19 protein-coding genes are annotated in these 19636 nt (G+C 67.9%); 17 read left to right on the top strand and 2 right to left on the bottom strand.

Translation table 11 applies throughout. From position 1 onward, the window contains the following. Window positions 1-121: 121 nt before the first annotated feature. A complete protein-coding gene (locus AACL56_RS25660; protein ID WP_339092609.1) occupies window positions 122-814 on the top strand; it encodes an HAD family hydrolase in 693 nt (230 codons plus the stop codon). Between the two features lie 59 nt (window positions 815-873). Continuing rightward, window positions 874-1209 carry a thioredoxin family protein gene (locus AACL56_RS25655; protein WP_339092608.1) on the top strand — a complete coding sequence of 112 codons (336 nt, stop codon included), beginning with the start codon at window positions 874-876 and terminating at the stop codon, window positions 1207-1209. Between the two features lie 13 nt (window positions 1210-1222). On the opposite strand, the gene AACL56_RS25650 is transcribed toward AACL56_RS25655, so the two are convergent. Further along, window positions 1223-2251, bottom strand: coding sequence for an AraC family transcriptional regulator (locus AACL56_RS25650; RefSeq protein WP_339092607.1), 1029 nt, complete (start codon window positions 2249-2251; stop codon window positions 1223-1225). A gap of 141 nt (window positions 2252-2392) precedes the next feature. Here AACL56_RS25650 and AACL56_RS25645 point away from each other — a divergent pair, with 141 nt between their 5' ends. The 9 genes from AACL56_RS25645 (at window position 2393) to AACL56_RS25605 (ending at window position 13161) form a co-directional block, all read left to right on the top strand. Continuing rightward, a complete protein-coding gene (locus AACL56_RS25645; protein ID WP_339092606.1) occupies window positions 2393-3565 on the top strand; it encodes an isovaleryl-CoA dehydrogenase in 1173 nt (390 codons plus the stop codon). Between the two features lie 166 nt (window positions 3566-3731). Next, complete coding sequence (locus AACL56_RS25640; protein WP_339092605.1) at window positions 3732-5399, top strand: AMP-binding protein; 1668 nt, start codon at window positions 3732-3734, stop codon at window positions 5397-5399. Beyond that, on the top strand, window positions 5396-7021 hold the full coding sequence (locus AACL56_RS25635; RefSeq protein WP_339092604.1) for a carboxyl transferase domain-containing protein: 1626 nt from the start codon (window positions 5396-5398) through the stop codon (window positions 7019-7021). The genes AACL56_RS25640 and AACL56_RS25635 overlap by 4 nt, the downstream gene beginning before the upstream one ends. 10 nt (window positions 7022-7031) lie before the next feature. Further along, complete coding sequence (locus AACL56_RS25630) at window positions 7032-7832, top strand: enoyl-CoA hydratase/isomerase family protein (RefSeq protein WP_339092603.1); 801 nt, start codon at window positions 7032-7034, stop codon at window positions 7830-7832. Between the two features lie 5 nt (window positions 7833-7837). Further along, a complete protein-coding gene (locus AACL56_RS25625) occupies window positions 7838-8341 on the top strand; it encodes an SMI1/KNR4 family protein (RefSeq protein WP_339092602.1) in 504 nt (167 codons plus the stop codon). 10 nt (window positions 8342-8351) lie between these two features. Further along, window positions 8352-9053, top strand: a complete 702-nt coding sequence (locus AACL56_RS25620) for a DUF4126 domain-containing protein (RefSeq protein ID WP_339092601.1) — start codon at window positions 8352-8354, stop codon at window positions 9051-9053. An 83-nt stretch (window positions 9054-9136) separates the two neighbouring features. Next, complete coding sequence (locus AACL56_RS25615; protein ID WP_339092600.1) at window positions 9137-11143, top strand: acetyl-CoA carboxylase biotin carboxylase subunit; 2007 nt, start codon at window positions 9137-9139, stop codon at window positions 11141-11143. 69 nt (window positions 11144-11212) lie between these two features. Then, complete coding sequence (locus tag AACL56_RS25610) at window positions 11213-12178, top strand: DUF4349 domain-containing protein (RefSeq protein ID WP_339092598.1); 966 nt, start codon at window positions 11213-11215, stop codon at window positions 12176-12178. A 167-nt stretch (window positions 12179-12345) separates the two neighbouring features. Next, entirely contained in the window at window positions 12346-13161 is an 816-nt protein-coding gene (locus AACL56_RS25605; RefSeq protein ID WP_339092597.1) for a hypothetical protein, read from the top strand. Between the two features lie 17 nt (window positions 13162-13178). Here AACL56_RS25605 and AACL56_RS25600 read toward each other — a convergent pair whose 3' ends face one another. Beyond that, window positions 13179-13493: an EthD family reductase gene (locus tag AACL56_RS25600; protein ID WP_042582029.1), complete on the bottom strand. Its 315-nt coding sequence runs from the start codon at window positions 13491-13493 to the stop codon at window positions 13179-13181. 90 nt (window positions 13494-13583) lie between these two features. On the opposite strand from AACL56_RS25600, the gene AACL56_RS25595 reads away from it, so the two are divergent. The 6 genes from AACL56_RS25595 (at window position 13584) to AACL56_RS25570 (ending at window position 19636) form a co-directional block, all read left to right on the top strand. After that, window positions 13584-14504, top strand: coding sequence for a 2-hydroxyacid dehydrogenase (locus AACL56_RS25595; RefSeq protein WP_339092596.1), 921 nt, complete (start codon window positions 13584-13586; stop codon window positions 14502-14504). Between the two features lie 108 nt (window positions 14505-14612). Next, window positions 14613-15362, top strand: coding sequence for an IclR family transcriptional regulator (locus tag AACL56_RS25590; RefSeq protein ID WP_339092595.1), 750 nt, complete (start codon window positions 14613-14615; stop codon window positions 15360-15362). After that, window positions 15359-15754, top strand: coding sequence for a cupin domain-containing protein (locus AACL56_RS25585; RefSeq protein ID WP_339092594.1), 396 nt, complete (start codon window positions 15359-15361; stop codon window positions 15752-15754). Before AACL56_RS25590 ends, AACL56_RS25585 begins: the two co-directional genes overlap by 4 nt. A 69-nt stretch (window positions 15755-15823) precedes the next feature. Then, the gene (locus AACL56_RS25580) at window positions 15824-16840 is read left to right on the top strand and encodes a Bug family tripartite tricarboxylate transporter substrate binding protein (protein ID WP_339092593.1); all 1017 of its coding nucleotides are present in this window, start codon (window positions 15824-15826) and stop codon (window positions 16838-16840) included. A gap of 403 nt (window positions 16841-17243) precedes the next feature. Continuing rightward, complete coding sequence (locus AACL56_RS25575; protein WP_339092592.1) at window positions 17244-18470, top strand: CaiB/BaiF CoA transferase family protein; 1227 nt, start codon at window positions 17244-17246, stop codon at window positions 18468-18470. Then, entirely contained in the window at window positions 18467-19636 is a 1170-nt protein-coding gene (locus tag AACL56_RS25570; protein WP_339092591.1) for an acyl-CoA dehydrogenase family protein, read from the top strand. Before AACL56_RS25575 ends, AACL56_RS25570 begins: the two co-directional genes overlap by 4 nt.

The following is a 19636-nucleotide window of genomic DNA, read 5'->3' as shown; positions in this document are numbered from 1 at the left end:
TTGGCGAAGCAAAAGAAAGTAAGTCGGCCGCCGGGCCGAGACCCGGCCCCGGAACCAAATCCCAAAGCGATTGCTACCATCGCCAACCGAACAAAGCAAAGCCAGGCAAGGCCAAAAAGCAATGACCCCCTTCCCCTTCTCGGCAGTCCTCTTCGACTGCGACGGCGTCCTCGTAGATTCGGAACCCATCACCAACCGGGTCCTCGCAGAAATGCTCGGCGAACTCGGCTGGCACCTCACAACCGAGGAATCGATGAACACCTTCACAGGCAAGGCCGTGAAGGACGAAACCGCGCTCATCGAATCGAAGACCGGCGTCAGGATCACGGACGAATGGCTGAGAACCTTCCGTGCCCGCCGCAACGAAGCGCTCGAGCGCGACCTCGTCGCCATCCCGAACGCGCCCGCCGCGATCCGCGAGATCCACGCCAGGCTCAAGGGCCGCATCGCCTGCGCATCGGGCGCAGACCGCCACAAGGTCGAGCTGCAGCTCGCCAAGGTCGGGTTGCTCGACTGCTTCCAGGGCCGCATCTTCAGCGGCCACGAGATGCCGCGCTCCAAGCCGCACCCCGACGTGTACCTCGCCGCGGCCGAGGCGCTCGGCGTCGACCCGCGCCGCTGCGCCATCGTCGAGGACACCGTCACCGGCGCGATGGCCGGCGTGGCCGCGGGGGCGACGGTGTTCGGCTACAGCACGGGCGAATCGGGCCACAGCGGCCCGGGCCCGCTGTTGAGCGTGGGCGTGGTGCGCGTGTTCAGCGACATGGCCGAACTGCCCGCGCTGCTTTCAGGCTACGGCCTGCAGGCCGCCTGACTTTCTGATGGAATGAGGGGCATCACCGAACGGCGGACAGCCCCTCAAGGAAAGGCCCCATGACCTCCGAATACAGAACCGAGCAGCCCGATCGCACCGAGATCGACGCGCTCACCGGCCCGGCCGTGGTCGAGTTCGGCACCAACTGGTGCGGCATCTGCAAGGCCGCGCAGCCGAACATCGCCGAGGCCTTCGCCAAGTACCCGAACGTGCGCCGCATCAAGGTGGAAGACGGCAGCGGCCGGCCACTGGGCCGCTCGTTCAACGTGCGGTTGTGGCCCACGCTGGTGTTCATGCGCGACGGCCGGCAGGTCGCCAAGCTGGTGCGCCCGGAAGACAGCCAGTCGATCGCCGATGCGCTCGCGCTGATCGACGCACCTGCAGCGGCGTCCTGAGTGCCGCAGGTCGCTAGAGGCCCTGCTGCCTGAAATCGCGCGGCGCGTGTCCGGTCCATTGCAGGAACGCGCGCGAAAAGCTCTTCTCGTTGCGAAAGCCCACGGCCAGCGCCACCTGCTTGATGGGCCGCGTGGTGCGCCGCAGCAGCTCCACGGCCATCTCGTGGCGCACCTCGTTCTTCAGCACCTGCAGCGACGTGCCTTCCTCGTTCAGCTGCCGGTGCAGCGTGCGGCTCGACACGTTGAGCATCACCGCCAGCGCCTCGGCGGTGGTGGCCTCCGCAGCGCGCGAGCGCAGCAGTTCGCGAACGCGCTGGCCCAGCAGCCGGTCGCGCCGGTATTGCAGGATGGTCAGTGGCAGCGCGCGCTTGAGCATGGTGCGCAGCGCGCGCTCGTCGCGCTGCAGCGGCAGGGCAAGGTAGCGCTCGTCGAAACTGATGCCGGCCTGCGCTTCGCCGAATCGCACCTCGGGCGTGAACATCGGGGCGTAGGCATCGGCGTGTGGCGGTGCGTCGAACGGAAAGGTGGCCTCGCGCAGCGAGATGCGCGAATCGATGGCCCAGCACATGTAGCCGTGCATGAAGCGCAGGCTCGTGACCAGGCAGAACTCGCGGAAGGCGTCGCCGAGCGGCCGGTTCTCGGTGATGCGCAGCGTGGCCATGCCGCCGGCCACTTCGAGCGCAAGGCCGATGTCTTCCGTCAGCAGCCGGTGATGCCGGCACCAGCGCTTGATGGCCACGCCCAGGTCGGGTGAGGTGAGCGAGGCGCGGCACAGCATGCCGTAGCTGCCCCACGGCAGGCGCCGCGAGAACCAGCCGAGGGCCTCGTCGTCGAGCTCCTGCATGGCGTGCTCCGACAGCGCCTCGAACTGCGCGGCGGTCACGCGTGCGCCCGGCCGTACGAGTTCGCGCGGCGTGATCTGTGCCGCCTTCAGGGCCTGCGCCGGGTCGATGCCATGTCGCTCGTAGCCCTGCACGATGGCTCTCACGAAGGCCATCGGCGTGACGGCGCGGGCGGGTCTGAGAAACGAGGGGGACGACATGGCGGCGGCGGATCGGTCGTGGCGCAATTTGCAACCATTGTGGCGCCAATTGCGGCGCATCGAGGCGTAAGCTGCGATCTTTCAAGCGCCATCCAGCGCGGGTAGCACTGCGCGCCGACCCCTTCAGAGGAGACAAACCCCATGCACGATCCCGGCCTGAACTTCGACCTGGGCGAGACCATCGATTCGCTGCGCAGCGCCATCCAGGATTTCGCTGCCAACGAGATCGCGCCGCGCGCCGCCGACATCGACCGCGACAACCTGTTCCCGCACGACCTGTGGAAGAAGCTCGGCGACCTCGGCTTGCATGGCATGACGGTCAAGGAGGAATACGGCGGCACCGAGTTGGGCTACCTTGCCCACATCGTGGCAATGGAAGAGGTCTCGCGCGCGTCGGCGTCGGTCGGCCTGTCGTACGGCGCGCATTCCAACCTGTGCGTGAACCAGATCCACCGCAACGGCAGCGAGGCGCAGAAGAAGAAGTACCTGCCGAAGCTCGTGAGCGGCGAGCATGTGGGCGCGCTGGCCATGAGCGAGCCCAATGCCGGCTCCGACGTGGTGAGCATGAAGCTGAAGGCCGAGAAGAAGAACGGCTACTACGTGCTCAACGGCGGCAAGATGTGGATCACCAACGGCGGCGACGCCGACACGCTCGTCATCTACGCCAAGACCGAACCCGAGATGGGCGCACGCGGCATGACTGCCTTCATCGTCGAAAAGAGTTTCAAGGGCTTCTCCGCCGGCAACAAGCTCGACAAGCTCGGCATGCGCGGCTCCAACACCTTCCCGCTGTTCTTCGACAACTGCGAAGTGCCGGAAGAGAACGTGCTGGGCGGCGAAGGCATGGGTGCGAAGGTGCTGATGAGCGGCCTCGACTACGAACGCGCGGTGCTCTCGGGTGGCCCGCTCGGCATCATGGCGGCGTGCATGGACGCGGTGCTGCCCTTCGTTCACGATCGCAAGCAGTTCGGCCAGAGCATCGGCGAGTTCCAGCTGATGCAGGGCAAGCTGGCCGACATGTATTCGACCTGGCAGGCCACGCGCGCCTACGTGTACGCCGTGGGCAAGGCCTGCGACCGTAACGACCATGCGCGCACCTTCCGCAAGGACGCGGCCGGCGCCATTCTCTATTCCGCCGAGAAGGCGACGTGGATGGCCGGCGAGGCGATCCAGACGCTGGGCGGCGTGGGCTACACGAAGGAGTTTCCGGTCGAGCGGCTGTGGCGCGACGCCAAGCTGTACGAGATCGGCGCAGGCACGAGCGAGATCCGCCGCATGCTGATCGGTCGCGAGCTCTTCGCCGAAACGGCGTAGGGTTCCAGGATGAAGCGCTGCCCCCTCCTGCTCCCTCTCCCCTCGGGGAGAAGGCCGGGGTGAGGGCAGCAGCGATCGAGCCGAGCGCCGCGCTTCATCAAGGGCCGGCACCCTCACCCCAACCCTCTCCCCAAGGGGAGAGGGGGCAAGACAAGGAGACAAGACGATGCCACTGACACAAAGCATGGCCCAAGGCGCCACCGACGTCCCCCTCATCGAACAACCCATCGGCGATTTCTTCGACGACATGGTCGCCAGGCAGCCCGACCGCGAGGCGCTCGTGAGCCGCCACGAGGACCGGCGCTACACCTATCGCGAGCTGCAGACCGAATCGAACCGGCTCGCCAGCGCGCTGCTGAACCTCGGCCTGCAGTCCGGCGACCGCGTGGGCATCTGGTCGCACAACAACGTGCCGTGGGTGCTGATGCAGGTCGCCACCGCCAAGGTCGGCCTGATCCTCGTCAACATCAATCCCGCCTACCGCACCTCGGAGCTCGAGTACGCGCTCAACAAGGTCGGCTGCAAGGCGCTGGTGACGATGGCGCAGTTCAAGACCAGCGACTACCTCGGCATGCTGCGCGAGCTGGGCCCGGCGAAGCTGCCCCACCTGCTGCACACCTTCTGGATCGACAAGCCCGGCGAAGGCACCGAGCAGGCCGGCATGCAGCGCTTCTCGCAGCTGCTCGCGAGCGGCGACGCTTCGGACGCGCGCATCGCGCAGATCCAGAAGACGCTGAAGGCCACCGACCCCATCAACATCCAGTTCACCAGCGGCACCACGGGCTTTCCGAAGGGCGCGACGCTCACGCACCGCAACATCCTGAACAACGGCTTCTTCATCGGCGAGTGCATGAAGCTCTCGCCGAATGACCGGCTGTGCATTCCGGTGCCGCTGTACCACTGCTTCGGCATGGTGCTGGGCAACCTGGCCTGCCTCACGCACGGCTCGACCATCGTCTACCCGAACGACGGCTTCGACCCGCTCACGGTGCTCGAAACCGTGCAGGCCGAGAAGTGCACCGGACTGCATGGCGTGCCCACGATGTTCATCGCCGAGCTCGACCATCCGCGCTTCAAGGAGTTCGACCTGTCGACGCTGCGCACCGGCATCATGGCCGGCTCGCCGTGCCCCATCGAGGTGATGAAGCGCGTGGTCAGCGAGATGCACCTGGGCGAGATCACCATCGCCTACGGCATGACCGAGACCAGCCCCGTGAGCTGCCAGAGCAGCACCGACACGCCGCTCGATCGCCGCGTGTCGACCGTGGGCACGGTGCAGCCGCACCTGGAAGTGAAGATCATCGACCCCGAGACGGGCGCCATCATGCCGCCGGGCCAGTCGGGCGAGCTGTGCACGCGCGGCTATTCCGTGATGCACGGCTACTGGGACGACGAGCCGCGCACGCGCGAGGCCATCGATGCCGGGCACTGGATGCACACCGGCGACCTCGCCACGATGGACGCCGAGGGCTACGTCAACATCGTCGGCCGCATCAAGGACCTGGTGATCCGCGGCGGCGAGAACATCTACCCGCGCGAGATCGAGGAGTTCCTGTACCGCCACCCCAAGGTGCAGGATGTGCAGGTGGTCGGCCTGCCCGACAGGAAGTACGGCGAGGAGCTCTGCGCCTGGATCATCGTCAAGCCCGGCCAGAGCGCCACCGACGAGGAGATCCGCAGCTTCTGCAAAGGCCAGATCGCGCACTACAAGGTGCCGAAATACATCCAGTTCGTCACCGAGTTCCCGATGACGGTGACCGGCAAGATCCAGAAATTCAAGATTCGCGATGCCATGACCGAGCAACTCGGTCTCAGCCAAGAAAAGACAGCATGAGCCAGATAGAAACCAAACTGAACGCGCGGTCGGCCGACTTCCAGGCCAATGCGGCAGCCATGCGCGCGCTGGTCGACGACCTGCACAAGCAGTTCGCGAAAGTGGAGCAGGGCGGCGGCGAAGCCGCGCGCGCCAAGCACACCGCGCGCGGCAAGCTGCTGCCGCGCGACCGCGTGGCGGAACTGCTCGACCCCGGCACGCCGTTCCTGGAGATCGCGCCATTGGCCGCGCATGCGATGTACCTCGATGCCAAAGGCGCCGAATCGGCGCCCGGCGCCGGCATCATCACCGGCATCGGCCGCGTGAACGGCGTCGATTGCATGATCGTCTGCAACGACGCGACGGTGAAAGGCGGCACCTACTACCCGATGACCGTCAAGAAGCATCTGCGCGCGCAGGAAGTCGCCGAGCAGAACCGCCTTCCGTGCATCTACCTGGTCGATTCGGGCGGCGCCAACCTGCCCAACCAGGACGATGTGTTTCCCGACCGCGACCACTTCGGCCGCATCTTCTACAACCAGGCCAACATGAGCGCCCAGGGCATCCCGCAGATCGCGGTGGTCATGGGCTCGTGCACGGCCGGCGGCGCCTACGTGCCGGCGATGAGCGACGAATCGATCATCGTGAAGAACCAGGGCACCATCTTCCTGGGCGGCCCGCCGCTCGTGAAGGCGGCCACGGGCGAAGTGGTGACGGCCGAGGACCTGGGCGGCGGCGACGTGCACACGCGCCTGTCGGGGGTGGCCGACCACCTGGCGCAGAACGACCTGCATGCGCTGGCGCTCGCGCGCTCGGCGGTGGCCAATCTCAATGCGAAGGCCGCCAAGGACGGCGGCGCCAGGGCCGCGGTGCGCGAGCCCGCGTTCCCGCGCGAAGAGCTCTACGGCGTGATCCCCACCGACACGCGCAAGCCCTTCGACGTGCGCGAGATCATCGCGCGCATCGTCGACGGCAGCGAGTTCCACGAGTTCAAGGCCCGCTTCGGCGCGACGCTGGTCTGCGGCTTCGCCGAGATCGAGGGCATGCCCGTGGGCATCGTCGCCAACAACGGCATCCTGTTCAGCGAGTCGGCGCAGAAGGGCGCGCACTTCATCGAGCTGTGCTGCCACCGGCAGATCCCTCTGGTGTTCCTGCAGAACATCACCGGCTTCATGGTGGGACGCAAGTACGAGAACGAAGGCATTGCGCGCCACGGCGCCAAGATGGTGACGGCCGTGGCGACCGCCAACGTGCCCAAGTTCACCATCATCATCGGCGGCAGCTTCGGCGCCGGCAACTACGGCATGTGCGGGCGCGCCTACAGTCCGCGCTTTCTCTGGATGTGGCCCAACGCGCGCATCAGCGTCATGGGCGGCGAGCAGGCCGCGAGCGTGCTCGCCACGGTCAAGCGCGACGGCATCGAGCAGAAGGGCGGCAGCTGGAGCAAGGACGAGGAGGAAGCCTTCAAGGCGCCCATCCGCCAGCAGTACGAAGACCAGGGCCACCCCTACTACGCCACCGCACGGCTGTGGGACGACGGCATCATCGACCCCGCCGACACGCGCCGCGTGCTCGCGCTGGGTCTGGCGGCCGCGCGCAACGCGCCGGTGCCGGAGCCGAAGTTCGGCATCTTCCGCATGTGAGGGCACCGGCATGAGCAGCTACACCAAACTCAAGCTGGGCATCGACGGCGCCATCGCGCGCATCTGGCTCGACCAGCCCGACGCCCGCAATGCCTTCGACGACATCGTCATTGCCGAACTCACGAAGGCCTTCGCCGAGGCCGGCGCCGCCGCACACGTGAAGGCCATCGTGCTCGGCGCGAACGGGCCGGCCTTCTGCGCGGGTGCCAATCTCAACTGGATGCGCCGCATGGCCGACTACACGCGCGACGAGAACGTCGCCGACGCGGGCAAGCTGGCGGCCATGCTGCGCACCATCGCCGAGTGCCCCAAGCCCACCATCGCGCGCGTGCAGGGCGATGTGTATGCCGGCGGCATGGGGCTGGTCGCGGCCTGCGACATGGCCGTGAGCTTGGACACCGCCTGGTACTGCCTGAGCGAAGTGAAGATCGGCCTCGTGCCCGCGACCATCAGCCCGTACGTGCTGCGCGCCATGGGCACGCGCGCCTCGCAGCGCTACTTCCTCACGGCCGAGCGGTTCAGCGCCGCCGAGGCGCACCGCATCGGCTTCGTGCACGAGGTGGTCGTGGCCGACGCGCTCGATGCCAGGGTGGACGAACTGCTGAAGGCGCTCACCGGCGCCAGCCCGGCCGCGGTGCGCGCCTGCAAGCAGCTGATCGACGACGTGGCCGGCCGCGAGATCGACGACGCGCTGATCGCAAAGACCGTCGAAGGCATTGCCGACATCCGTGCCAGCGACGAAGGCCGGGAGGGTGTGCAGGCCTTCCTGCAGAAGCGCAAGCCGTCCTGGCTGGAAGCGAAGAAGGCGTGAGCGGCATGTCGCACGCCGCTCTCATCGAACGCATGGACGCGTGGCTGGCCGCGCACCGCGCGGACTACCATGCGTCGCTCCAGCCCGGCGTGGCGGATGCCGCGCTCGATGCCTTCGAAGCCCGCTTCTCGCTGAAGCTGCCCGACGCATTCCGTGCGCTCTACCGCTGGCGCGACGGCCAGCCGAACAGCAGCTTCGACAGCCTGCAGGACAACCGCATGTTCGTCGCGCTCGAGGACATCGCCGACACCAAGGAGATGCTCGACGACATGATCGGCACCGACTTCGAAGACCCCGCCACCTGGCGGCGCGGCTGGGTGCCCTTCCTTTCGAATGGCGGCGGAAGCTACCTGTGCGTGGACATCGATGCCGAGGGCGGCGGCCAGCCGGGTCAGCTCGTGGCGTTCTGGAAGGCCGACGAGGACCGCCCCGTGGAGCATGCGTCGATGGAGGCATGGCTCGCGGACCTCGTGGCTTCCATGGAAGCCGGCACGATCGAATTCGACTGAAAGGCCGTTCATGGACACCGCCCTCGACATGCCCCAGTTGCTCGCGCTGGCCGCCGCCATCGGCTGGGCGAGCGGCGTGCGGCTGTACCTGGTGGTGCTGCTGACGGGCGTGGTGGGCTACTTCGGCTGGGTGCCGCTGCCCGGCGGGCTTCAGCTGCTGGCGCACCCGGTGGTCATTGCGGCCAGCGGCTTCATGGTGTTCATCGAGTTCTTCGCGGACAAGATCCCCGGCCTCGACTCGCTGTGGGACGTGGTGCACACCGCCATCCGCATTCCGGCCGGCGCGGCGCTCGCGGCCAGCGTGTTCGGTGCCGACCATGGCGTGATGGCCATCGCGGCAGCCCTGCTGGGCGGCGGCTTCGCGGCCACCGCGCATGCAGCCAAGGCCACCACGCGCGCGGCCATCAACACCTCGCCCGAGCCGTTCTCCAACGTGGGCGCGTCGCTGGTCGAGGACACGATGGTGCCCGCCGGCCTGTGGCTCGCGGTGGCGCACCCCTTCGTCTTTCTCGTGCTGTTCGTGCTGTTGCTCGTGCTGAGCGTGTGGCTCATCCGCAAGAGCTGGCGTTTCCTCAAGGCGCTGTTCGCCCGCGTGGCCCGCATCTTCAGCGGCCGGCCCGATCCGGGCGTGGTGCCCGCGTTTCAACTGAAAAAGAATCCTCCGGGAGACACTCCGAATGTTCAAGAAGATCCTGATCGTCAATCGCGGTGACCAGCCGGAAAGCGGCGCAGCGGCGAAGCCAGATCGCATGGCACGCGCAGCGTACTCAGGCGATTTCACCGCGAAAGTCCACCATGTTTAAAAAAATTCTTATCGCCAATCGCGGTGAAATCGCCTGTCGCGTTGCCGCGACCGCCCGCCGCATGGCCATCCGCACCGTCGCCGTGTACTCCGATGCCGACGCGCATGCCAACCACGTGCGCGCCTGCGACGAGTCGGTGCACCTCGGCGGCAGCGCGCCAAAGGACAGCTACCTGCGCTGGGAAAAAATCCTCGAGGCCGCCAAGGCCACGGGCGCCGAAGCCGTGCACCCCGGCTACGGCTTCCTCTCCGAGAACGAGGAGTTCGCGCAGGCCTGCGCCGACGCCGGCCTGGTCTTCATCGGCCCGCCGCCTTCGGCCATCAAGGCGATGGGCCTGAAGGCCGAGTCGAAGCAGCTGATGGAAAAAGCCGGCGTGCCGCTGGTGCCCGGCTACCATGGCCACGACCAGGACCCGCAGCTGCTGCAGCGCGAGGCCGACCGCATCGGCTATCCGGTGCTCATCAAGGCCAGCGCGGGCGGTGGTGGCAAGGGCATGCGCGCGGTTGACAGGGCCGAGGATTTCGCCGCCGCGCTCGCCTCGTGCCAGCGCGAAGCCATCAACAGCTTCGGCGACGACGCGGTGCTGATCGAGAAGTACGTGCAACGCCCGCGCCACATCGAGATCCAGGTGTTCGGCGACACGCACGGCAACTATGTCTACCTGTTCGAGCGCGACTGCTCGGTACAGCGGCGTCACCAGAAGGTGCTGGAAGAAGCGCCCGCGCCCGGCATGACCGAGGCGATGCGCAAGCAGATGGGTGAGGCCGCTGTCGCTGCTGCGCGCGCAGTCAACTACGTCGGCGCGGGCACGGTCGAGTTCATCGTCGAGCAGCGCGAAGGCGGCGAGATGAACTTTTTCTTCATGGAGATGAACACGCGGCTGCAGGTGGAGCATCCGGTGACCGAAGCGATCACCGGCCTCGACCTCGTCGAATGGCAACTGCGCGTGGCCTCGGGCGAGGCGCTGCCGGCGAAGCAGGCCGACCTGCAGATCCACGGCCACGCCATCGAGGCGCGCATCTGCGCGGAGAACCCCGACAACAACTTCCTGCCCGCCACCGGCACGCTGCGCGTGTACCGCAAGCCGCAGGCCACCGCCTTCCAGCGCAGCCGCGTGCGCATCGACGACGGCGTGCGCGAGGGCGGCGAGATTTCGCCGTTCTACGACTCGATGATCGCCAAGCTGATCGTGCACGGCAGCACGCGCGCCGAGGCGCTGGCCCGCCTCGACGCGGCGCTCGCCCAGGTGCAGATCGTGGGCGTGGCGACCAACGTGCAGTTCCTGCGCGGCATCCTGGCGACCGAATCGTTCTCGAAGGCGAACCTGGACACCGCACTGATCGAGCGCGAGCGCGCCGTGCTGTTCGACCGCGAGGCGCTGGGCCTGCCGCTGGCCGCCGCCGCCGCGATCACGCGCACGCTGGTCACCGAGTGGCCCGCGAAGATGCCCGACCCCTTTGCCCGCCGCGACGGCTGGCGCGCGCTGGGCGAGTACCGGCGTCACTTCGACTTCGAGTTCCGCGGCGCCGAGCAGACGGCCGTGCTGACCTACAAGCGCGACGGCGGCCTCTGGCTCGAAGCCGGCGGCACTGCGGGGCCGCTGGTCATCGGGCAGTTCCCCACGGGCGAGTTCGAGGTCGAGTTCGCCGGTTCGCGCCAGACGCTCGACGTGCATCTCGACGGCGCCGTCGCGCATGTGTTCGCATCGAAGGGCGCGACGAAGATCACCGCCATCGACCGCCTTGCCCACGCCGGCGACACCCAGGCCGAGGGCGGCCGGCTCACGGCGCCGATGCCGGGCAAGGTCGTGTCCTTTGCCGTGAAGGCCGGCGACAAGGTCAGCCGCGGCCAGCCGCTGGCCGTGATGGAAGCCATGAAGATGGAGCACACCATCGCAGCACCCGCCGACGGCACGGTCGACGAACTGATGTTCGCGCCGGGCGAGCAGGTGGCCGAGGGCGACGAATTGCTGAGAATGAGTGCCGCCGCCGCAGCCTGAGAAAAAATTTAACCCCGTTGCGGGCGCTCGCCCGTATCAGCTGCGGTCGTCATCACTCAAGAGACTTTCATGACCTCTCGCACGCTCTCGGGCCCGTCTCGTTTCCTGTCCGCCCGCCGCCATGGCGTGGGCGCCGCGCTGCTGGCCCTGGCGGCCGCGCTGTCGCTGGCCGGCTGCGGCCGCACCGGCGACCAGGCCGCCCCGCTCGCCGAACCGGCCCCGCCGCCCGCGCCGATGTCGTCGCCAGCCAGCCTCGCCGGCGGCATGGCCATGAAGGAACAGCGGATGCGCTCCGCCGAACCGTCGGCATCCGACCAGGCGCAGGGCGGTCAGGACGCGCCGCTGCAACGCTTCCTTGCCGTGCGCCAGGACCTGAACGTCGAGGTGCCGGCCGAGCAGCTGGCCGATGCCTGGGGCAAGGTGCGCGACCTGTGCGGCACGCTGAAGTGCGAACTGCTGTCGTCGTCGCTGCTGCGCGAGACGCCGCAGCAGCCGGGCAATGCCACGCTCGAGGTGCGCGTGGAGCCGGCCGACGTCGACAAGCTGCTCGGCGGCCTGGCCGGCGTGGCCAACGTGGTCTCGCACACCACCACCAGCGAGGACAAGACCGCCGAAGTGATCGATGTCGAGGCCCGCATCAGGAACCGCACCGAGTTCCGCGACAGCCTGCGCACGATGCTGCGCGACACCGTCACCAAGCGCACCATGGCCGACCTGCTGGCCATCCAGCGCACCCTGTCGGACACCCAGGCCGAGCTCGACGCCATCGCCACGCAGCGCAAGATGCTGGCGCAGCAGACGAGCAAGCAGCACATCCAGATCCAGTTCACGCCCAAGCGTGCGCTCGTGAGCAGCGGCGACGGCTACAGCCCGATGCGCAACGCGCTGCGCAATGCCGGCTCGGTGCTGGCCGAAAGCGTGGGTGCGCTGATCACCTTCATTGCGGCGGTGCTGCCGTGGCTGCTGCTGGTGGTGCTGCCGCTGGGCTGGCTGGTGCGGGTGCTGTGGCGCCGGCGCCGGGCGAAAGCGGCGTGAGAGACTGCGCCAAGAACGCTGCTTGCAACGAGGGGTGAATGAGACGACTCGGAAAATTTCTTGCGGTCCTCGGCCTGGGCCGATCCACTCATGAGCCGTCCCGGCCCCCGGAGGCCGAGCCTCGATCAACTCCGCCGCCCAGTGCTGTCGAACTTCCCGCCGATCCAATGCCGCAGCTCGATGCGACGCCGGATTTGCCCGAAGGCTTTGGCTACAAGGTCAAGTGGTTCGCGGTCAGGACGCCCGACCCCGCTGTTGTGCTCGACGCACTCGGCCTTGTTCCCGAAGCGGCGGCCAACTGGTCCACAGGATTGGCTGCGTCATACCGGCGGTCGGCATCCGACGACGTCGCGAAATGGGTGTTCGCATCGCCTGCGATCGGTGGGTGGGTCTTTCTCGTGGGCACGGCCTTGCCGTATCCGATCAATACCGAAGACGGGGACCATGGCGGGATCGGACGGGCGTTCGACCAAGTCTTCGAGCGTTTGAAGAGCCGATTCGAAGAAGTGCAGTTCTTCGGAAGCTACCGCGTTGTCGGATTCGTGGCATGGGCGCGCGCGATCCGGGGTGAGCCAGACCGGGTCTTTGCGTTCGGGGATGGCAGTGTCTACGCCAATGCGGGCCAGCAAGCTCCGGAAGAGGCGGCGCTGGGGTTCCCTCGGCTCGACGGATTGTCGGTGTCCGACGCCACTGATCGGATCTTTGCGCTTGCCGAAGAGCAGGACGCGCAGCAGGCCGCACTCAAGGCATCGGGTGTGCCGGCGCGCGAGGCCTTTGCGCTGGTCAGGCAAGGAAAGGCCGGCGCCATTCCGGACGAAGGCGACGTGGTGGCACTTGCAGGTCTGTGGAGCGTGAACCCGACGCAACTGGATGACGGCGGTCAGTCACAGGAGCCTGGCACGGGGCTCGTTGCGCGTCTTCCCAAGCACATGATGCGAGCGCCGATGGACTCCGACGATGGGCACATCGAAGCATCGGCCTGAGATGGCGGGAGGCGCGACTACCCCACCACCACTTCGCTGATCTGCATCACCGGCGCGATGTCGGTGTAGTTCCTGACGTCGCCCAGGATCTCCTTGGCATGCGGCCCGAACGCGGCCTGGAAGGACTCGACCGATTCGCAGAACACGTGGCACATGCCGACGTAGGTGGGCGGCGATCCGGGGGCGCCGCCGGCCAGGCCCTTGTCGACGGTGTACGAGAGGCAGGCGTCGCCCATGCGGGCCTTCAAGAGGGGCATGTGCTTGTCGCGGTAGTAGGCATGGTCGAAGCGGGCATCGGCCGTGTACGGGTACATCACGCTGACTTTGATCATGGGGGTCTCCTGGTGGGATGAGGTGCGAGGTGGCGTTCGAGCATAGCCATCCGTGCGCGCCGCGTCATCGGCGTCACTAAGATTCGTCCCATGCGAATCACCGTCCACCTCACCGACAACCGCCCAGAACCCTGGATCCAAGGCCTTCAGGCCGAACTCCCCGACGCCGTCATCGAAGCCTGGAAGCCCGGCGCGCCGCAGGCCGACCATGCCGTGGTGTGGGCGCCGCCCCAGGAATTCATCGACCAGCAGCCGGATCTTCGCGGCATCTTCAACATCGGCGCGGGCGTGGATGCGCTGCTCAAGCTGAAGGTGCCGGCGCACACGCGCATCGTGCGGCTCGACGACGCAGGCATGTCGGTGCAGATGGCCGAGTACGTGTGCCACACGCTCATTCGCCACTTCCGCGAGTTCGATGTCTACGAGGCCGATGCGAAGCAGGGCAGGTGGAGCTACCGCAAGCCGAAGCTGCGCCGCGACTTTCCGGTCGGTATCATGGGCCTGGGCGTGCTCGGCGAGCGCGTGGCCAAGGCCGTGGCGCAGTTCGAGTTTCCGGTGCTGGGCTGGAGCCGCTCGCCGAAGGAGATCGACGGCGTGCGCGTGTTCAGCGGCGAAGCGCAGTTCGACGAATTCCTGTCGTCCACGCGCGTGCTGGTGAACCTGCTGCCGCTGACCGACGCGACGCGCGGCATCCTGAACCGCGAGACGCTCGGCAAGCTCAAGCCCGAGGGCTACCTGATCAGCATCGCGCGCGGCGGCCACCTCGTGGAAGACGACCTGATCCCGCTGCTCGACGCCGGCCGGCTTGCGGGCGCGACGCTCGACGTGTTCCAGGTCGAGCCGCTGCCGGCCGACCACGCGTTCTGGCGCCATCCCAAGATCACGGTGACGCCGCACGGCTCGGCGCGCACCTTGCGCGAGGAGTCGATCAGCCAGATCGCCGGGAAGATCCGCGCGATGGAGCAGGGGCTGCCGGTGGCCGGAGTGGTCGATCCGGCGCGCGGCTATTGATGTGAACCGCGCCGCCATCGTGCGGCGCGAAGCGAAGCGAAACGCCGAGGCGGCTCAGGGAGGGGAAACCCCGAGGCGATAGTTTTTCACAAGTATGAAAATATTTTCATGACTGTGAAAACTGCGTTTCGCGTGATCGAGATCGTCGAGCTCTTCGCTCGCGAGAAGCAGCCGCTGGCGCTGTCCGAGATGGCGCGCATGCTCGACATGCCGGTGTCGAGCTGCCTCGGCCTGATCCGCACGCTCGAGGAGCAGGGCTACATGTACGAGACCGGCCGCCGCCAGGGCTATTACCCGACCGGACGGCTGCTCGCGATGGCCCAGGTCATCGCCGCCCACGACCCGGTGCTCGACCGGGTGAAGGCCACGCTCGAGGAACTGCGCGACGCCGCGCGCGAGACCGTGGTGTTCGGCAAGTTCCGCGAAGCAGGGCAGGTGGTGTACCTGGAGGTGCTGAGCGCGCCGCAGGCCATCCGCTATTCCGCCGAGTCGGGCGAGACGCGCCCGGCGTATGCCAACTCGCTGGGCCGCGCGCTGCTGTCCACGATGGCGCCCGACGCGCGCCGCGAACTGCTTGGCGGCATGACGCTCGCGCCCCTCACCGACGCCACGCTCACCTCCGCCGAGGCCATCGAGGCCGAGCTGCAGCTCGCCGCGACGCGCGGCTGGTACGGCAACCTGGGCGAAAGCATTCCCGACCTGATCGGCCTGGCCTGGCCGCTGCGCATCGGCGGCGAGGCCTATGCCATCTCGGTCGCCGGCCCGCGCTACCGCATGGAACCCCGCATCGAGGAGGTCGCAGCGATGCTGCGCTCGGCCTGCCTCGCCATCGAACCCAAGACAGAAAGCCCCCGATGACCACGACCGCCACTGCAGCCCGCTACTTCGTCCGCGAGGACGAGATCACCGGCTACCACCCCGCCAACCACACCGGCACGCTGAACAAGCGGCTCATCGGCCCCGAGACGGTGGGCGCGAAGCAGCTCGAGGTGTTGGTGGGCCACATCCAGAAGGGCAAGGGCGCGCTGCCGCATGCGCACCCGGGCATCGAGCAGGTCTGCTACATGCTCGAAGGCCGCGCGGTCGCAGAGGTGCACGGCCAGCGGCAGGAGCTGCACCCCGGCGACAGCTGTTTTTTCCCGGCCGACGCGATGCACACCTTCACGGTGGTCAGCGACGAGCCGGTCCGCGTGCTGGTCATCTACAGCCCGCCGTACGAGGAACTGCCGGAACGCGTGATCCGGCCCTGACCCGAAGCGCCGCGGGCTCACGCGCGCAGCGCCGCTTTGCACCGACAACAACCCCGGAGACAAGCAAGCATGAAGACGACGAAGAACGCGGCGGGCCAATCCGCCGCGGTGGCGAACCGCCGCCGTTTCATTTCCATCGGCGCCGCCACGGGCCTCGCGAGTGCCGTGCCCTGGGCCTTTGCGCAGGACGCCTATCCGAAGCTGCCGATCAAGCTCGTCGTGCCGTTCGCGGCCGGCAGCGGCACCGACGCGGTCGCGCGCATCACGGGCCAGATGCTCGGCGAGGCGCTCAAGGCCTCGGTCATCGTGGACAACCGCGCAGGCGCCAACGGCGTGATCGCCGCCGAGCTGGTGGCCAAGGCGCCGCCCGACGGCTACACGCTGTTCATGACGACCAACACCACGCACTCGGCCAACCCGAGCCTGATGAAGTCGCTGCTCTACGACCCGGTGAAGGACTTCGCGCCGGTCAGCCGCATGGGCAACCTGCCGTTCATGCTCGTGGTGAACAACGAGCTGCCGGTGAAGAACGTGGCCGAGCTGCTGGCCTGGGGCCGCGCGCATCCGGGCAAGCTGACCTACGCGAGCGGCAACAGCACCGGCATCGTGAGCGGCGCGACGCTGTCGCGCATGAGCGGCGTGCCGATGCTGCACGTGCCGTACAAGAGCACGCCGCCCGCCATCGCCGACCTGATCGGCGGACAGGTGTCGATGATGGTGGTCGACCTCGCTGCGGGGCTGGCCACGGTGAAGGCCGGCAAGATGCGCGCGATCGCGGTGACCACGCAGGAGCGCACCAAGCTCTTTCCCGAACTGCCGCCACTGGCCGACACGCCCGAGCTCAAGGGCTTCGACATCACCTCGTGGAACGGCGTGTTCGCACCGGCCGGTACGCCGAAGGACATCGTGCGCAAGCTCAACAAGGCGCTGTCGGACATGGCCAACGGCACGGTGTTCCGAGAGCGCGTGAGCAAGCTCGGCTTCGATGCATTCGGCAGCACGCCGGAGGAGCTTGGCGCGTTCACGGTGTCGGAACTGGCGAAGTGGAAGAAGCTGATCCAGGCTGCGGGAATCCAGCCGGAATGAGCGAACCGACTTTCTTTCTTCGCCTCTGGCGGAGGGCAGGGGTAGTGGCACGCGGCGCCTTTATCGAACGCCCTGCCTGCCCCCATCCCAACCTTCCCCCAGCGGGGGAAGGAGCGATTCAGATGCGTCGCTCGTGCGTGTGCCCGCTGTCTTTCTCCCTCCCCCTTTGGGGGAGGGCAGGGGTGGGGGCAAGCGGCGTGTCCATCGGGCGCTCTGCCTGCCCCCATCCCAACCTTCCCCCAGCGGGGGAAGGAGCAATGCAGATGCGCCGCTCGTGTGTGGTCCCGTTGTCTTGCTCCCTCCCCCTTTTGGGGAGGGCAGGAGTGGGGGCACGCGGCGTCTCCGTCGGGCGCCCTGCCTGCCCCCATCCCAACCTTCCGCCAGCGGGGGAAGGAGCGAAGACATGAACGCCTCCGGACCTCTCCAGGGCATCCGCATCCTCGACCTCACCGCTGTGGTGATGGGCCCCTATGCCACGCAAACCCTCGGCGACCTCGGTGCCGACGTCATCAAGGTCGAGCCGCCGGCCGGCGACAACCTGCGGGCGGTCGGACCGATGCGCAACGCCGGCATGGGGGCGATGGCGATGCACCTCAACCGCAACAAGCGGTCGATCGTGCTCGACCTCAAGCAGCCCGAAGGCCGCGAGGCCTGCCTGAAGCTTGCTGCCGGCTGCGATGCGCTGATCTACAACACGCGGCCCCAGGCGATGGCGCGGCTGGGGCTGGGCTACGACGCGGTGTCCGCGGCGAACCCGAAGATCGTCTATCTCGGCGCCTTCGGCTACGGCGAGCAGGGCCCCTACGCCGGCAAGCCCGCGTACGACGACCTCATCCAGGGCGCGGCGGGCGTGGCCTCGCTGTTCGCGCAGCAAAGCGGCGGCGATCCGCGCTACGCGCCGGTCACGCTCGCCGACCGCGCCGTGGGCCTGCAGGCGGCCATCGCGCTGCTCGCGGCCGTGCTGCACGCGCAGCGCACCGGTCGGGGCCAGGCGGTGGAGGTGCCGATGTTCGAGGCGCTCTCGCAGTTCGTGATGGGCGACCATCTCGGCGGCCACAGCTTCGAGCCGCCCATCGGCCCCACCGGCTACGCGCGCCTGCTCGCGCCGCACCGCAAGCCCTATGCGACATCCGACGGCCACCTCAGCGTGCTGATCTACAACGACAAGCACTGGCAGGCCTTCTTCGACGTGATCGGCCGGCCCGATCTGCGCGGATCGCCGATGTTCGGCACGCACACCGCGCGCGCCGCGAACATCGGCGCGGTGTACGCCTTCGTCGCCGAGGTGATGGCCACGCGCACGAGCGACGAATGGTTCGCCGCGCTCGATGCCGCCGACATTCCCGTCGCGCGCCTGCACAGCACCGAGAGCCTGCTCGACGACCCGCACCTGCGCGCCGTCGATTTCTATCCCGAGTTCGAGCATCCGAGCGAAGGCCGCATCCGCACCCTGGCGCCGGTCGGTCGCTACAGCGCCACGCCCACGGCCATCCGCCGGCCCACGCCGCGCATCGGCGAGCAGAGCGTGGAACTGCTGCGCGAAGCCGGCTACGCCGACGAAGCCATCGAACGGATGCTCGCGCGCGGCGTCACGCTGCAACCCGATCCAACGAAAGACCGCGCCCCATGAATTTCTCCCTGAACGAAGACCAGCGCTCGCTGGTCGCTGCCATCGAACGGCTGTGCGAGGACTTCCCCGCCGAGTACTGGCGCGACCACGACGACCGTGCCGTGTTCCCGCACGCGTTCCATCGCGCCGTGGCCGAGAGCGGCTGGCTCGGCATCGCCATGCCCGAAGCGCAGGGCGGCGCGGGGCTCGGCATCACCGAGGCGGCGCTGATGATGCGTGCCATCAGCGCGTCGGGCGCGGGCATGTCGGGCGCGTCGTCGGTGCACATGAACATCTTCGGGCTCAACCCGGTGGTGGTGTTCGGCAGCGAGGAACAGCGCCAGCGCTTCCTGCCGCCGCTCATCGCGGGCACCGAGAAGGCCTGCTTCGCGGTGACCGAGCCAGACGCGGGGCTGGACACCACGAGCCTCAAGACCCAGGCGGTGCGCCAGCCGAACGGCAGCTACATGCTGCACGGCCGCAAGATATGGATCTCGACCGCGCAGGTGGCCGACCGCATGCTGATCCTCACGCGCACCACGCCGCTCGAGCAGGCGAAGAAGCCCACGCAGGGCCTCACCCTGTTCTACACGCCGCTGGACCGCAGCCGCGTCGAGGTGCGCGAGATCCACAAGCTCGGGCGTGCGGCGGTCGACTCCAACATGCTCTTCATCGACGGTCTCGAGGTGCCGGAGGAAGACCGCATCGGCGAGGAAGGGCGCGGCTTCGAGTACATCCTGCACGGGCTGAACCCCGAGCGCATATTGATCGCGGCGGAAGCGATCGGCATCGGCCGCGCGGCGTTGCGCATCGCATCGCAATACGCCCAGGAGCGCGTGGTGTTCGGCCGGCCGATCGGACAGAACCAGGGCGTGGCGCACCCGCTCGCGCGCGCCTGGGCCAACCTCGAGGCCGCTGACCTGATGATGCTCAAGGCCGCCACGCTGTACGACGCGGGCGAGCCTTGCGGCACCGAGGCCAACGCCGCCAAGTACCTCGCGGCCGAGGCCGCGCACGACGCCTGCCAGAACGCGGTGCTCACGCTGGGTGGCATGGGCTACGCGAAGGAATACCATGTGGAGCGGCTGCTGCGCGAGAGCTACATTCCGCGCATCGCACCCGTCAGCCCGCAGATGATCCTGAACTTCATCGCCGAGAAAGCGCTCGGGCTGCCCAAGTCGTACTGA

This window comes from Variovorax paradoxus, from assembly GCF_902712855.1.
In the GTDB taxonomy this organism is placed as follows: Bacteria; Pseudomonadota; Gammaproteobacteria; order Burkholderiales; family Burkholderiaceae_C; genus Variovorax; species Variovorax paradoxus_Q.
This window is presented reverse-complemented; position numbering and strand designations above follow the sequence as displayed.

Coding starts and splice junctions, on each gene's coding strand:
- AACL56_RS25570 (WP_339092591.1), top strand. CDS start 18,467: ATGAATTTCTCCCTGAACGAAGACCAGCGCTCGCTGGTCGCTGCCATC.
- AACL56_RS25575 (WP_339092592.1), top strand. CDS start 17,244: ATGAACGCCTCCGGACCTCTCCAGGGCATCCGCATCCTCGACCTCACC.
- AACL56_RS25605 (WP_339092597.1), top strand. CDS start 12,346: ATGCCGCAGCTCGATGCGACGCCGGATTTGCCCGAAGGCTTTGGCTAC.
- AACL56_RS25590 (WP_339092595.1), top strand. CDS start 14,613: ATGACTGTGAAAACTGCGTTTCGCGTGATCGAGATCGTCGAGCTCTTC.
- AACL56_RS25660 (WP_339092609.1), top strand. CDS start 122: ATGACCCCCTTCCCCTTCTCGGCAGTCCTCTTCGACTGCGACGGCGTC.
- AACL56_RS25625 (WP_339092602.1), top strand. CDS start 7,838: ATGTCGCACGCCGCTCTCATCGAACGCATGGACGCGTGGCTGGCCGCG.
- AACL56_RS25615 (WP_339092600.1), top strand. CDS start 9,137: ATGTTTAAAAAAATTCTTATCGCCAATCGCGGTGAAATCGCCTGTCGC.
- AACL56_RS25580 (WP_339092593.1), top strand. CDS start 15,824: ATGAAGACGACGAAGAACGCGGCGGGCCAATCCGCCGCGGTGGCGAAC.
- AACL56_RS25645 (WP_339092606.1), top strand. CDS start 2,393: ATGCACGATCCCGGCCTGAACTTCGACCTGGGCGAGACCATCGATTCG.
- AACL56_RS25655 (WP_339092608.1), top strand. CDS start 874: ATGACCTCCGAATACAGAACCGAGCAGCCCGATCGCACCGAGATCGAC.
- AACL56_RS25650 (WP_339092607.1), bottom strand. CDS start 2,251: ATGTCGTCCCCCTCGTTTCTCAGACCCGCCCGCGCCGTCACGCCGATG.
- AACL56_RS25640 (WP_339092605.1), top strand. CDS start 3,732: ATGCCACTGACACAAAGCATGGCCCAAGGCGCCACCGACGTCCCCCTC.
- AACL56_RS25630 (WP_339092603.1), top strand. CDS start 7,032: ATGAGCAGCTACACCAAACTCAAGCTGGGCATCGACGGCGCCATCGCG.
- AACL56_RS25635 (WP_339092604.1), top strand. CDS start 5,396: ATGAGCCAGATAGAAACCAAACTGAACGCGCGGTCGGCCGACTTCCAG.
- AACL56_RS25600 (WP_042582029.1), bottom strand. CDS start 13,493: ATGATCAAAGTCAGCGTGATGTACCCGTACACGGCCGATGCCCGCTTC.
- AACL56_RS25585 (WP_339092594.1), top strand. CDS start 15,359: ATGACCACGACCGCCACTGCAGCCCGCTACTTCGTCCGCGAGGACGAG.
- AACL56_RS25595 (WP_339092596.1), top strand. CDS start 13,584: ATGCGAATCACCGTCCACCTCACCGACAACCGCCCAGAACCCTGGATC.
- AACL56_RS25610 (WP_339092598.1), top strand. CDS start 11,213: ATGACCTCTCGCACGCTCTCGGGCCCGTCTCGTTTCCTGTCCGCCCGC.
- AACL56_RS25620 (WP_339092601.1), top strand. CDS start 8,352: ATGGACACCGCCCTCGACATGCCCCAGTTGCTCGCGCTGGCCGCCGCC.